Genomic DNA, 12,051 nt, shown 5'->3' with positions numbered 1-12,051 from the left:
TTGTTAGCGAACATTATCGAGAACCCCATGCCCCAACCGCGTCCTTACAAAGTTGCACTCAACGGCTACGGCCGGATTGGTCGTTGCGTCTTGCGTGCGTTGTTCGAGCGAGGCGACAAGGCCGGGTTTGAGATTGTCGCGATCAACGATCTGGCCGACATGGCCAGCATCGAATACCTGACACGCTTCGACTCCACGCACGGGCGTTTTCCCGGCGAAGTGAAAGTCGACGGCGATTGTCTGCATATTAATGGCAACTGCGTGAAGGTCCTGCGCAGTGCTACGCCCGAAGGCATCGACTGGGCGTCACTGGACGTCGATCTGGTGCTTGAATGCTCCGGTGCCTACCACACCCGCGAGGATGGCCAGCGTTTCCTCAATGCCGGTGCGCCGCGGGTGCTGTTTTCCCAGCCGATGGCCAGCGAGGCCGACGTTGACGCCACTATCGTCTACGGTGTGAACCAGGATTGCCTGACCGGCGCCGAGCTGCTGGTGTCCAACGCGTCCTGCACCACCAACTGCGGCGTGCCGCTGTTGCGCCTGCTGGACAAGGCGATTGGCCTGGATTACGTGTCGATCACCACCATTCACTCGGCGATGAACGATCAGCCAGTGATCGACGCCTATCACCACGAAGACCTGCGCCGCACCCGTTCGGCGTTTCAGTCGGTGATTCCGGTGTCCACTGGTCTGGCGCGTGGCATCGAACGCCTGTTGCCGGAACTTGCCGGCAGAATTCAGGCCAAAGCCGTGCGGGTGCCGACGGTAAACGTCTCCTGCCTCGACATTACGATGCAGACCGCTACCGCTACTGATGCCACCGAGATCAACCGGATCCTGCGCGAGGCGGCCACCAGCGGTCCGCTCAAGGGCTTGCTCGCCTATACCGAGTTGCCTCACGCAAGCTGTGATTTCAACCACGACCCACATTCTGCCATCGTCGATGCCAGTCAGACTCGGGTCTCCGGCCCCAAGCTGGTGAACATCCTGGCCTGGTTCGACAACGAATGGGGTTTTGCCAACCGAATGCTGGACGTTGCAGAGCACTATCTGCAAGCAGCTTCTCCACTCTCTGCTTCTCAAAAGCCGTAACTCAGGAAATGCGACCCATGACCGTGTTGAAGATGACCGACCTCGATCTGCAAGGTAAGCGCGTACTGATTCGCGAAGACCTCAACGTCCCAGTCAAGGACGGTGTTGTCACCAGCGATGCGCGAATCCTGGCCTCGCTGCCGACCATCAAGCTGGCCCTGGAGAAAGGTGCAGCCGTGATGGTCTGCTCGCACCTTGGCCGTCCGACCGAAGGCGAGTTCTCGGCCGAGAACAGCCTCAAGCCAGTCGCCGATTACCTGAGCAAGGCCCTGGGCCGCGAAGTGCCACTGGTTGCCGATTACCTGGGCGGCGTTGAGGTCAAGGCCGGCGACATCGTGTTGTTCGAAAACGTGCGCTTCAACAAGGGCGAGAAAAAGAACGCTGACGAACTGGCCCAGCAATACGCCGCACTGTGCGACGTGTTCGTGATGGACGCCTTCGGCACCGCTCACAGAGCCGAAGGTTCGACCCATGGCGTGGCCAAATTCGCCAAAGTCGCCGCTGCAGGTCCGCTGCTCGCTGCTGAACTGGACGCACTGGGCAAAGCCCTGGGTGCACCAGCCCAGCCAATGGCCGCCATCGTCGCCGGCTCGAAGGTGTCGACCAAGCTCGACGTACTCAACAGCCTGAGCCAGATCTGCAACCAGCTGATCGTCGGCGGCGGCATTGCCAACACGTTCCTGGCCGCAGCCGGCCATCCGGTTGGTAAATCCCTGTACGAGCCGGACCTGCTGGACACCGCTCGCGCAATCGCCGCCAAGGTCAGCGTGCCGCTGCCGGTAGACGTGGTGGTGGCCAAGGAGTTCGCCGAAAGTGCGACCGCCACCGTCAAGCTGATCGCCGACGTGGCCGCCGATGACATGATTCTGGACATCGGCCCGCAGACCGCGGCGAATTTCGCCGAGTTGCTGAAATCGTCCAAAACCATCCTGTGGAACGGCCCGGTGGGCGTGTTCGAGTTCGACCAGTTCGGCAACGGCACCAAGGTCCTGGCCCAGGCCATCGCCGAAAGCTCGGCCTTCTCCATTGCCGGTGGCGGAGATACCCTGGCCGCTATCGATAAATATGGCGTTGCCGACCAGATCTCCTACATTTCTACCGGCGGCGGTGCGTTCCTCGAATTCGTCGAAGGCAAAGTGCTGCCGGCGGTTGAAGTCCTGGAAAGCCGGGCCAAGGCCTGAGGTCTGCTCTGTTGACCAGGAAAGGGAGTGTTCACATGGTCAAGACACTGGCGCTGTTGGTCGTCGTGGCATCGCTGGCCGCCTGCGGGAGTAATCCCAAGGCCAAGCCGGAGCCTGCACCGTCCGAGGTGGAAAAAGGCTGTTACCAGGCTGACTGGCAGGCCGAGACCAACCCGGTGATCAACAAGCGTTCCGGGCCTGATGGCCTGGAGAAATATGAGACCCGGACGCCGGCCAAGGAACATGGTTGCCCTTGACGGGTCTGACTCTTTACCCAGCGCTGGCGGCGCGTGCCGCCAGTCGAGGAACATGGATGAAAGGTTTTATCGCCGTTACGGCATTGGCACTGCTGGCAGGTTGCTCGAATTTCAACCTGTTCACGCCTGCCCAACCGACTGACAGCTGGACGAGCTGGACCTGTGACAGCCAGGCCAAGGTGCTGTGGCGCTATACCGATGCCAGCCGTGAGGCGGTGGATGTGCGCCTCGGCGGGGCAGATCAGGTCTATCGCCTGAAGCAGGAACAGGGCGCCTCGGGTGCGCTGTACAGCAACGACATGCTGGCGTTTCACATGAAAGGTGAGGAAGGCCTGGTGTACTGGGTCGCCACCAATGATTTGATTGGCCGCGGTTGCCATCTGTAGGAGCGAGCTTGCTCGCGATGGTCGTTAACGATAACGCTGGGTGCCTGAGTGCCCGCGCTGTCTGGGCCATCTTCGCGAGCAAGCTCGCTCCTACAGGGGGCCGATGCAACACCGAATTCGCAGGCAGGGCCAACCCCCGATCTGCAATAACTTGAATAGCCGCCGCCGCTACGGCAGGCTGGCACGATTAACGACCCAAACCGGGAGAGACACACACAATGGCACTTATCAGCATGCGCCAGATGTTGGACCACGCAGCCGAGTTCGGCTACGGCGTTCCAGCCTTCAACGTCAACAACCTTGAGCAGATGCGCGCCATCATGGAAGCCGCTGACAAGACTGACTCCCCGGTGATCGTCCAGGCTTCGGCCGGTGCTCGCAAATACGCTGGCGCGCCGTTCCTGCGTCACCTGATCCTGGCGGCTATCGAAGAATTCCCGCACATCCCGGTGTGCATGCACCAGGACCACGGCACCAGCCCTGACGTCTGCCAGCGCTCGATCCAGCTGGGCTTCAGCTCGGTGATGATGGACGGCTCCCTCGGCGAAGACGGCAAGACCCCAACTGACTACGACTACAACATTCGCGTCACCCAGCAAACCGTTGCCATGGCTCACGCCTGCGGTGTTTCGGTTGAGGGCGAGTTAGGTTGCCTGGGCTCCCTGGAAACCGGCATGGCCGGTGAAGAAGACGGCATCGGGGCCGAAGGCGTACTGGATCACAGCCAGATGCTGACCGACCCGGAAGAAGCTGCTGACTTCGTCAAGCGCACTCAGGTCGACGCCTTGGCAATTGCCATCGGCACCAGCCACGGCGCCTACAAGTTCACCAAGCCGCCTACTGGCGACGTGCTGGCGATCGATCGTATCAAAGAGATCCACAAACGCATCCCCAACACTCACCTGGTGATGCACGGCTCGTCTTCGGTGCCTCAGGACTGGCTGGCGATCATCAACCAGTACGGTGGCGACATTAAAGAAACCTACGGCGTTCCGGTTGAAGAAATCGTCGAAGGCATCAAGCATGGCGTGCGCAAGGTCAACATCGACACTGACCTGCGCCTGGCTTCCACTGGTGCGATGCGTCGCCTGATGGCTACCAACCCAAGCGAGTTCGACCCGCGTAAATTCTTCGGCGCCACCGTCACCGCCATGCGCGACGTGTGCATTGCGCGCTACGAAGCCTTCGGCACTGCCGGCAACGCTTCGAAGATCAAGCCGATCTCCTTGGAAGGTATGTACCAGCGTTACCTGAAGGGCGAGTTGAACGCCAAGGTCAACTGAGTCAGGCTTCAGTCAGCACTGAAAAACCCGCAGCGATGCGGGTTTTTTTTGCCTGTCGTTCCGAGGTTCCGGGATGTCCTGCGCTCCAGCGCATGCAAGGCCCCCGACACAACACAGAATGTGTTCGCGCTACTTGTCGTGATCAATATCCAGTTTGCTGAACGTCACCTTGGCACCTTCGCTGGTGTACCCCGTATTGTCCTGGACATAAACACCCGCCTTGAAATACAGCGGCTTGTCGCGCCAGGTGGCGCTGATGTTGGTGTCCCATTGATATCCCGCAGCACTGATACCCAATGCGCCGCCGGGGCTGAGGTGAATGAGGTAGGAAAACTGCCGGTCGAGCTTGATGCCGGTCGCCAGTGTAATGACCCGACCTTCGCCGTCATCCGGGTGCATGCGCACTTTGGCAACGATATTCCCGGTTTGCGTCTTGGTCTTGTACTGGTATTCGAGTTTTACCATGGGTTTCTGGCTGTCGTAGGCATGGATCTGACCGATGACCAACTTGCCTGAACTGGGCACCTGATTGACCGCCAGGGTTGCGCGCAGGGAGTTGTCGGCGTCGGGGTAGTACCAGTTGCGAAGCGTGCCATTGCTATAGGTTTCACGAAGTTCAGTGCGCGGGTATTTGGCATTTTCAGTGCGTGAACCGGTCACCGGGGACCAGAAAAATAATGTGCCGGTGTCGGAGTGGAAGTATTGATCCTTGAACCCCTTCACCAATTTGGCTGTTTCAACGGTGTAGGGCGGATTGCCGACAGGAACACTCAGGTTCCAGGTTGCGAGATCGATCATAGACAAAGCTTCCACAGTTTTCTTGCACGCACGTACCAGACGCTCTGGCACGCAGCTCGGAGGTGGGCCTTTATAAGCGCGTAAGCCCGCCTTGTTAACGCAAAACTGACAGATGGGTGACGTCAAAATCCTGTCAAAAAGCCATCTTCCCCGGTTTCAGGGGGCTACAGCCGTGACCGTTAGTCGGTGAATTAACGCTTTAGTTAGATGATGGCGCTCTGACAGCTACTGCTTTGTTGGATCCAGGTCTAGAGTGAGGGCTTAGTATTTGTCCGGTTTTTCAAAAAAACCGGCCTGACTCCCCGAACGAAGAGAAGCAGCATGGAATGCGGGCCACTTACGCCAGGTGAAGGCAATTCGATTCTGTTAATCGTCGATGATTACCCGGAAAATCTGATTAGCATGCGGGCCTTGCTCGAACGTGAGGATTGGCAGGTCATGACCGCCACCTCGGGTTTCGAGGCCTTGGGGTTGATGCTGGAGCATGATGTCGACCTGGTGCTGCTGGATGTGCAGATGCCAGGCATGGACGGTTTTGAGGTCGCGCAGTTGATGCGGGGCAGTCAGCGAACCCGTCTTACCCCGATCATCTTCCTCACGGCCAACGAACAGTCTCAGGACGCCGTGCTCAAGGGCTATGCCAGCGGCGCGGTGGATTACCTGTTTAAACCCTTCGACCCGCAGATTCTCAAGCCAAAAGTTCAGGCGCTGCTCGAGCATCAACGCAATCGCCGGGCGCTGCAACGCCTGAGCCACGATCTGGAACTCGCTCGCGCGTTTAATGCGTCGGTGCTGGATAACGCCGCCGAAGGCATTCTGGTGGTCGATGAGGGCGGTCTGATTCGCTTTGCGAATCCGGCGATGTCGCGGATGCTCAGTGCTACTGTGCAGGAACTGGAGGGCAAGGAGTTTCTGGATTTCCTGCAAAAACCGCATATTGCCCTGTGGGCCGATTCCGAACTGCTGGCCGGCTACAGGCGCGGTGAAACCCTGCGTCTGCACGATGCGCTGCTGCGAACGGCCCCCAATCAGCAGGTGCCGGTTGCGCTGTCCTGTGCACCATTGCCTGCTGAACAGCGCGCTATGGTGGTGACGGTGCTCGACATGTCAGTGGTGCGCCATCTGCATAAGCAACTGGAGTTTCAGGCCATTACCGACCCCCTTACGGGGCTGCTTAATCGTCGAGGTTTCTATCAGACGGTTGAGAATCTGCTGCTGCGCGGTGAGCGCTCCGACAGCGCGTGGGTGTTGTTGTACCTGGACCTTGATGGCTTCAAGCGGGTGAACGATTCGCTCGGTCATGATGCCGGGGACAGGGTGCTGCGCTGGGTTTCCGAGCAATTGAAGGCCTGTTTGCAACCCTTGGATATTCTCGCCCGCATGGGCGGCGACGAGTTCACAGCGCTGCTGGACCTGGAGTTTCCCGAGCAGGCAGCGCGGATCGCCGAAAAGCTGATCGAGCGGGTCTCGGTCTGTCAGCAGATTGATGGCCTGGACGTCGCGCTGGGTGCCAGTATCGGCATCGCCACATTCCCGGACTGCGGTTCCAACCTTGATGGTTTGTTGCGTGCGGCGGACATCGCCATGTACGAAGCCAAGCGTGCCGGTCGCCAGCAGTACCGCTTTTATGACCATGAAATGAACGGCCGCGCGCGCTCACGATTGATGCTTGAGGAGAGCGTGCGCGACGCCATCGAGAACCGTGATTTCAACCTGGTCTACCAGCCCCAGGTGGCCATTAACGGTGGGCAGATTCGCGGGTTCGAAGCCCTGTTGCGCTGGCAGCACCCCAGCGTTGGTGACGTGCCGCCCGGGCTGTTTTTGCCGTTGCTGGAAGAAGCGCGGCTGATCAGTCGCCTGGGCAGCTGGATCTACCAGCGCGGTGCGGGACAGCGCAAGGCGTGGGAAGCCGTGTTTGCCGAGGACCTGGTGCTGGGAGTGAGTTTGAGCAGTACCCAGTTCGGCATGCCGAACCTGGCCACTGAGTTGCGCCAGGTGCTGGAGCGTCATGGGCTCAAGCCTCGCCATCTGGAAGTCGAAGTCACCGAGGCGGCGTTGGCACAAAACCCCGAGGAAACTCGCAAGCAACTGCGTTTGCTGCGCAACCTGGGGGTGCGGGTCGCTTTGGATGACTTCGGCTCTGGCGCATGTTCGTTGTCGAATCTGCGCGACCTGGAGCTGGACACCTTGAAAATCGACAGGCATCTGATCGCCCGGTTGCCGCAGTCGTCCCGGGATGCGGCATTGGTGAGCAATGTGATTGATTTGTGCCGCCAGTACGGGATTCTGGTCATTGCCGAAGGCGTGGAAACCGTCGCGCAATATGAATGGCTGCAGGCGCACGGTTGCGAATATGTGCAGGGCTTCCTGGTAGCGCGACCGATGGTGGCCGAGGACGTCGGCGAATTTGTCCTGCCGTTCGACTGGAACACGCTGGCATCGTGAATTCGCTACACTGGCGGCCTGTTCGTCATTGATGTTGCCCTTTTCATGACCGCGTTGAAATACCTCCAGGCCTATCCCGCCGCGCTGCAGGATCAGGTTCGCCAGCTGATCGCCGAGAAGCGGCTGGGCGAGTACCTGACCCGGCGCTACCCGGACAAACATGGTGTGCAGAGCGACAAGGCGCTGTACACCTATGCGCTGGACCTCAAGCAGGAATACCTGCGTAACGCCCCTGCGATCGACAAGGTGCTGTTCGACAACCGTCTGGACCTGACCCATCGCGCCCTCGGCCTGCACACCACCATTTCCCGAGTGCAGGGCGGCAAGCTCAAGGCGAAGAAAGAGATCCGGGTGGCTTCGTTGTTCAAGGAGGCTCCGTCCGAGTTCCTGAAGATGATCGTGGTGCACGAACTGGCGCACTTCAAGGAATCGGATCACAACAAGGCTTTCTACAAGTTGTGTGAACACATGTTGCCTGGGTATCACCAGGTGGAGTTTGACCTGCGGGTGTACCTGACTTGGCGGGATATGCTGTAGGAGCTGCCGAAGGCTGCGATTCTCTGATCTTCCAATAACAAGGACCGAACGTGAGCAAGACCAAAACCAGTTTCTATCGCCGCCTGTACGTGGCCTACCTGATCGACAGCGGACTCGCCAGCAGCGTTCCGGCGCTGACCGAGTCAACAGGCATGCCCCGGCGTACGGCGCAGGACACCATCGCAGCGCTGGCCGACCTGGATATCGTCTGCGAGTTCGAGCAGGAGGAGGGCGCGCGCAATCATGCCGGCCGCTATCGCATTCGCGATTGGGGGGCGATTGATCGGGGGTGGATTGAGCGCAATTTGCAGCAGGTCAAGGCGGTGCTTGAGTATCCCTGATTGTGCGGTGCTGGTGCTGACCTCTTCGTGAGCAAGCCCGCTCCCAAAATGATGTGCGCAACGCCGCAGGTCCCGAACCCTGGCAAAAAACTGTGGGAGCGGGCTTGCTCGCGACTATCCTAAGGACGACGCATGCCTATGTGTGGAATGTCATCCTCCAGGTATTCTTCACCTGCCACCACAAACCCGTACCGCCCATAATACCCCTGCAAATGCGCCTGGGCCGAGAGATAGATCGGCATATCCGGCCAATGCTTTTCTGCCTGTTTCAGCGCCTGGGCCATCAGGTCATGACCCAGCCCGGTGCCGCGCACCTGAGGTGCAATGATCACCCGCCCGATCACTACATCGCCGCCCTGCAGCTCCGGGTCGAGCAGGCGCAGATAGGCCACCAGCCGGTCGTCGCTCCAGGCCATGAGATGGCGGGTGTCGCCTTCCAGGTCCTGGCCATCGATGTCCTGGTACACACACTTCTGCTCGACCACGAAGACTTCCGCCCGCAGTTGCAAGATGGCGTACAGCTGCTCTTTACCCAGATCGCTATGGTGTTTGCAGACCCATTCAACTGTCATCTTCAAATTCCTTGTTCAACGTTGCTCTGATACTAAGCGCCCTGAGGGAAGATGTCTTGATGACGCAGAATTCTGTGACAAAGGCCAAAATGCCATCATTCAATTCGTGCGGCTCACTCTTCTTTGTGTAATCTTCGATGACAGCCCGCCCGCCAAGGATTTTCCAGCATGCCGCGAGTGCCTCATGCCTTTGTTCTGATCGGATTGCTGTTGTTGTTTCAGAATGCTCAGGCGGAAAAGCTGCGGCTGGTGGCGGATGCCTGGCCGCCGTTTACCGATGCCACGCTGATCAATGGCGGCTTGGCCACAGACATTGTCAGCACTGCATTGGCGCGCGCCGGTTACGCCAGCGACTTCGAGCAGGTGCCTTGGGCGCGGGCCATGCTCGGGGTTGGCGAGGGGCGTTATGACGTGCTGGTCAATGCCTGGTACAACGAGGAACGCACCCGGATCGGGCAATTTTCCAGTGAGTATCTGTTGAACCGGGTGCGCTTCATCAAGCGCAAAGACGCCCCCATCGAATACAACAACCTGCAGCAGCTGCACACCTACCCGATCGCGGTGGTGCGGGGTTACGCCTATTCCAGGGCATTCGACGACGATGTGTCGCTGCAGAAAGTCCCGGTGCACAGCTTTGCCATGGCGGTGCGGATGCTCGCTGCCGACCGGGTAAAACTCACGCTGGAAGATGAGTTCGTGGCGCGTTACTACCTGTCGCGCGAATCCGCCAAGGTACGCAACTCAGTGGAGTTCCTGCCCAAGCCTTTGAGCGAGAACAGCCTGCATATCCTGGTCAGCCTGAAGAACCCCCAGCATGAGCAGATCGTTGCGGGATTCGATCGGGAGATTGCGGCAATGAAGGCGGATGGAAGCTATGCGCGGTTGTTCAAGCAGCATGGCATGTGAAGGCGGAGGCCGCTCCAGGCTTCAAACTTCGCTGCCGTCCTTGATCAAATGCGCCGCCAAGGTCCGTAACGGCCCGAGCTGACGGCAGATCAGTGCCAATTGAGTCTGCACCAGGCGCTGCCCTTCATCGATCTCGTCCGGCATCTGTTCGAGCTCATTGGCCAGCGCTTCTTCTTCATCGCTCTGAATTGCGATGGGCGTCTTGCTTGCCAGACCCTGGGCGATTTCGTCGATGCTGGCGGCCAGCTTGATGCCGGCGCCCTCGATCAAGTACTCGCGCATCTCCGCCGGCAACAGCGTCTCGCGGTGGGCGCCGAGGCCGGACAGATAACTGAGCAAGGTGTGCGAGAGCACCAGGAAGCGGAAGCCGACATCGGCCTCCTTACGGAAATGCCCAGGCTCCATCAGCATATTGGCCAATGTCGTGGACAGGGCCGCATCGGCGTTGTGGGCATTGCGTCGGGCCAGGCGATAGGCCAGGTCATCGCTCTTGCCGGCGGCATACTGCTGCATGATCTGACGCAGATAGATGCTGTTGCAGGTGAGGGTGTTGGCCAGGACTTGGTTCAGGCGTCGACCCTGCCAGTCCGGCAGGAACAGGAACACCGCCAGGCCGGCGATCAGGCTGCCCAGCAAGGTATCGAACAGCCGGGGCAGGAACAAACCGTAACCGTCGCCGACCTGATTGAAGCAGAACAACACCATCAGGGTGATCGCGGCGGTTGCCAGGGTGTAGCGGGTGGTGCGGTTGATAAAGAACACCACGCCTGCGGCGATCGCGAAGCACGACTGCACCAGCGGGTTGGGAAACAGGTCGAACAGCGCCCAGGCCACGGTCAGGCCAATGGCAGTGCCGATAATCCGCTGACCGAGCTTGCGCCGGGTGGCGCCATAGTTGGGCTGACAGACAAACAGTGTCGTGAGGATGATCCAGTAACCCTGGGACGGGTGGATCAAATGCACCATGCCGTAGCCGATACTCAAGGCCAGGGGCAATCGCAAGGCGTGGCGGAACAGCAACGAGGTGGGTGTCAGCTGCGTGCGCAGACGAATCCAGACATCCTTGAGGCTGCGGGGCGAACGGTCGAGCAGGCTGCTGTCGGTGGCGTCGGCCAGGGCGTCGGGATTACTCGCGTCGCTGAGCAGGCGGTCGAGGGTGCCGAGATTGGCCGCCAACGCCCGCAGCGAGCGCAGCAGGCCGCGCCAGGCCGGGTTGCTCTGCACTCGCAGGTGTTCGAGAGAAGCGTGCAGGTCGCTCAGGGCCTCGGCGAAACTGGCGTCGTAGACGAACGGCTGGCGCATCTGGATCGACTCCGCCAGGGCGCGGCAGGCTTTGCCTTGCTGGCGCAGCAGACGCTGGCAACGGAACAGCACGTCGCTGTGGAAGAACGCGTCCGCCAGGGCGTTGTAGGGATAATGCGAGGAACTGGCGCGCTCGTGGATGTCCTGCGCGAGGAAGTACAGCTTCAGGTAGCGGCTGACTTTCGAGCCGGGGCGACCATTGCCGACCCGATGCAGGATGATTTCCTTGGCGGCGTTGAGGGCGGCGACCACCCGACCATTCTGCTGTGCCAGTTCCAGGCGACGAGCTTCCACGTCCATTTGCCGTATCGGTTCGAACAGCGAAGATTTCAGCTTCAGGTAGAAACCCAGTTCACGGAACAGTCGCGCCAGGCTCTGTTGCACTGGCTGATTGGAAAACATCGCCTGCCACAGCACCGAGAGCAGGCCGTACCATGCCGCACCGGCCACCAGCAGCAGCGGTTCATGCCAGAAATCGGTGACCGCGCCCCCGCGCTGGTCCACGCCGATCATGGTGTAGACCGACAGAATCAGGGTCGCCGAGGCAATCGCCCCATAGCGTTCGCCCAAGGCGCCGAGCATGGTCAGGCCGAAGCTGGCGAGGGCCAGGGCGATGACAAAGACAATGGGATAGGGGAACAGCAGCTCGACCGAGAGTGCGGCAACACTGAAGCACACCAGCGTAACCGCCAGGGCATTGAGGCGGCCTTGCCAACTGTCGTCGGTCTCGGCCAGGGCGCTGGCGATGATCCCCAGGAACAGTGGAATCAGCAGGCCCATTTCATCTTGATACCAGCACAGCGCCATGCTGCCGGTCAGGGCAATGAACACCCGCACGCTGTAGCTGAATTTATCCAGTGCCCAGAGGCGGCGCAGAGACTGACGAAATGAACTTGATGGCATGAAGTGCGAAGGCCTTCCGAGGCAATGACGCTAAATTGAGCCAGTAAT

The 12,051-nt window shown here is 59.8% G+C and carries 12 protein-coding genes; 9 read left to right on the top strand and 3 right to left on the bottom strand.

The window, feature by feature from the left end; all coding sequences use genetic code 11:
* Window positions 1-27: 27 nt before the first annotated feature.
* The 5 genes from epd (at window position 28) to fba (ending at window position 4,199) form a co-directional block, all read left to right on the top strand.
* Window positions 28-1,092 carry an erythrose-4-phosphate dehydrogenase gene (gene epd, locus AAEZ05_RS00780; protein WP_045059864.1) on the top strand — a complete coding sequence of 355 codons (1,065 nt, stop codon included), beginning with the start codon at window positions 28-30 and terminating at the stop codon, window positions 1,090-1,092.
* 17 nt (window positions 1,093-1,109) lie between these two features.
* Window positions 1,110-2,273, top strand: coding sequence for a phosphoglycerate kinase (locus tag AAEZ05_RS00775; protein WP_045059865.1), 1,164 nt, complete (start codon window positions 1,110-1,112; stop codon window positions 2,271-2,273).
* 35 nt (window positions 2,274-2,308) lie between these two features.
* Complete coding sequence (locus tag AAEZ05_RS00770) at window positions 2,309-2,530, top strand: lipoprotein (RefSeq protein ID WP_045059866.1); 222 nt, start codon at window positions 2,309-2,311, stop codon at window positions 2,528-2,530.
* Between the two features lie 56 nt (window positions 2,531-2,586).
* Window positions 2,587-2,916 carry an MliC family protein gene (locus AAEZ05_RS00765; protein WP_045059867.1) on the top strand — a complete coding sequence of 110 codons (330 nt, stop codon included), beginning with the start codon at window positions 2,587-2,589 and terminating at the stop codon, window positions 2,914-2,916.
* Window positions 2,917-3,134: 218 nt separating this feature from the next.
* Complete coding sequence (gene fba, locus AAEZ05_RS00760; protein WP_008151974.1) at window positions 3,135-4,199, top strand: class II fructose-bisphosphate aldolase; 1,065 nt, start codon at window positions 3,135-3,137, stop codon at window positions 4,197-4,199.
* Window positions 4,200-4,328: 129 nt separating this feature from the next.
* On the opposite strand, the gene AAEZ05_RS00755 is transcribed toward fba, so the two are convergent.
* Window positions 4,329-4,997, bottom strand: coding sequence for a polysaccharide lyase family 7 protein (locus AAEZ05_RS00755; RefSeq protein ID WP_205892064.1), 669 nt, complete (start codon window positions 4,995-4,997; stop codon window positions 4,329-4,331).
* A 321-nt stretch (window positions 4,998-5,318) separates the two neighbouring features.
* On the opposite strand from AAEZ05_RS00755, the gene AAEZ05_RS00750 reads away from it, so the two are divergent.
* The 3 genes from AAEZ05_RS00750 to AAEZ05_RS00740 are packed head-to-tail and all read left to right on the top strand — an operon-like array spanning window position 5,319 to window position 8,320.
* Window positions 5,319-7,442: a putative bifunctional diguanylate cyclase/phosphodiesterase gene (locus tag AAEZ05_RS00750; RefSeq protein WP_045059869.1), complete on the top strand. Its 2,124-nt coding sequence runs from the start codon at window positions 5,319-5,321 to the stop codon at window positions 7,440-7,442.
* Between the two features lie 45 nt (window positions 7,443-7,487).
* Window positions 7,488-7,979: a M48 metallopeptidase family protein gene (locus AAEZ05_RS00745; RefSeq protein ID WP_045059870.1), complete on the top strand. Its 492-nt coding sequence runs from the start codon at window positions 7,488-7,490 to the stop codon at window positions 7,977-7,979.
* Window positions 7,980-8,029: 50 nt separating this feature from the next.
* Window positions 8,030-8,320, top strand: coding sequence for a winged helix-turn-helix domain-containing protein (locus tag AAEZ05_RS00740; protein ID WP_045059871.1), 291 nt, complete (start codon window positions 8,030-8,032; stop codon window positions 8,318-8,320).
* A gap of 119 nt (window positions 8,321-8,439) precedes the next feature.
* Here the strand turns inward: AAEZ05_RS00740 and AAEZ05_RS00735 are convergent, their stop codons facing one another.
* Window positions 8,440-8,892, bottom strand: a complete 453-nt coding sequence (locus AAEZ05_RS00735) for a GNAT family N-acetyltransferase (RefSeq protein ID WP_045059872.1) — start codon at window positions 8,890-8,892, stop codon at window positions 8,440-8,442.
* A gap of 168 nt (window positions 8,893-9,060) precedes the next feature.
* Here AAEZ05_RS00735 and AAEZ05_RS00730 point away from each other — a divergent pair, with 168 nt between their 5' ends.
* Window positions 9,061-9,798, top strand: coding sequence for a substrate-binding periplasmic protein (locus tag AAEZ05_RS00730; protein WP_350646443.1), 738 nt, complete (start codon window positions 9,061-9,063; stop codon window positions 9,796-9,798).
* 21 nt (window positions 9,799-9,819) lie between these two features.
* On the opposite strand, the gene yccS is transcribed toward AAEZ05_RS00730, so the two are convergent.
* Window positions 9,820-12,003 carry a YccS family putative transporter gene (gene yccS / locus AAEZ05_RS00725; protein WP_045059874.1) on the bottom strand — a complete coding sequence of 728 codons (2,184 nt, stop codon included), beginning with the start codon at window positions 12,001-12,003 and terminating at the stop codon, window positions 9,820-9,822.
* Between the last annotated feature and the right edge of the window lie 48 nt (window positions 12,004-12,051).

It is taken from the genome of Pseudomonas sp. HY13-MNA-CIBAN-0226, assembly GCF_040310305.1.
In the GTDB taxonomy this organism is placed as follows: domain Bacteria; phylum Pseudomonadota; class Gammaproteobacteria; order Pseudomonadales; family Pseudomonadaceae; genus Aquipseudomonas; species Aquipseudomonas gregormendelii.
This window is presented reverse-complemented; position numbering and strand designations above follow the sequence as displayed.

What these genes read in the sequence shown, in the direction of transcription:
- epd (WP_045059864.1), top strand. Translation starts at nt 28, where the DNA reads ATGCCCCAACCGCGTCCTTACAAAGTTGCACTCAACGGCTACGGCCGG.
- AAEZ05_RS00775 (WP_045059865.1), top strand. Translation starts at nt 1,110, where the DNA reads ATGACCGTGTTGAAGATGACCGACCTCGATCTGCAAGGTAAGCGCGTA.
- AAEZ05_RS00770 (WP_045059866.1), top strand. Translation starts at nt 2,309, where the DNA reads ATGGTCAAGACACTGGCGCTGTTGGTCGTCGTGGCATCGCTGGCCGCC.
- AAEZ05_RS00765 (WP_045059867.1), top strand. Translation starts at nt 2,587, where the DNA reads ATGAAAGGTTTTATCGCCGTTACGGCATTGGCACTGCTGGCAGGTTGC.
- fba (WP_008151974.1), top strand. Translation starts at nt 3,135, where the DNA reads ATGGCACTTATCAGCATGCGCCAGATGTTGGACCACGCAGCCGAGTTC.
- AAEZ05_RS00755 (WP_205892064.1), bottom strand. Translation starts at nt 4,997, where the DNA reads ATGATCGATCTCGCAACCTGGAACCTGAGTGTTCCTGTCGGCAATCCG.
- AAEZ05_RS00750 (WP_045059869.1), top strand. Translation starts at nt 5,319, where the DNA reads ATGGAATGCGGGCCACTTACGCCAGGTGAAGGCAATTCGATTCTGTTA.
- AAEZ05_RS00745 (WP_045059870.1), top strand. Translation starts at nt 7,488, where the DNA reads ATGACCGCGTTGAAATACCTCCAGGCCTATCCCGCCGCGCTGCAGGAT.
- AAEZ05_RS00735 (WP_045059872.1), bottom strand. Translation starts at nt 8,892, where the DNA reads ATGACAGTTGAATGGGTCTGCAAACACCATAGCGATCTGGGTAAAGAG.
- AAEZ05_RS00730 (WP_350646443.1), top strand. Translation starts at nt 9,061, where the DNA reads ATGCCGCGAGTGCCTCATGCCTTTGTTCTGATCGGATTGCTGTTGTTG.
- yccS (WP_045059874.1), bottom strand. Translation starts at nt 12,003, where the DNA reads ATGCCATCAAGTTCATTTCGTCAGTCTCTGCGCCGCCTCTGGGCACTG.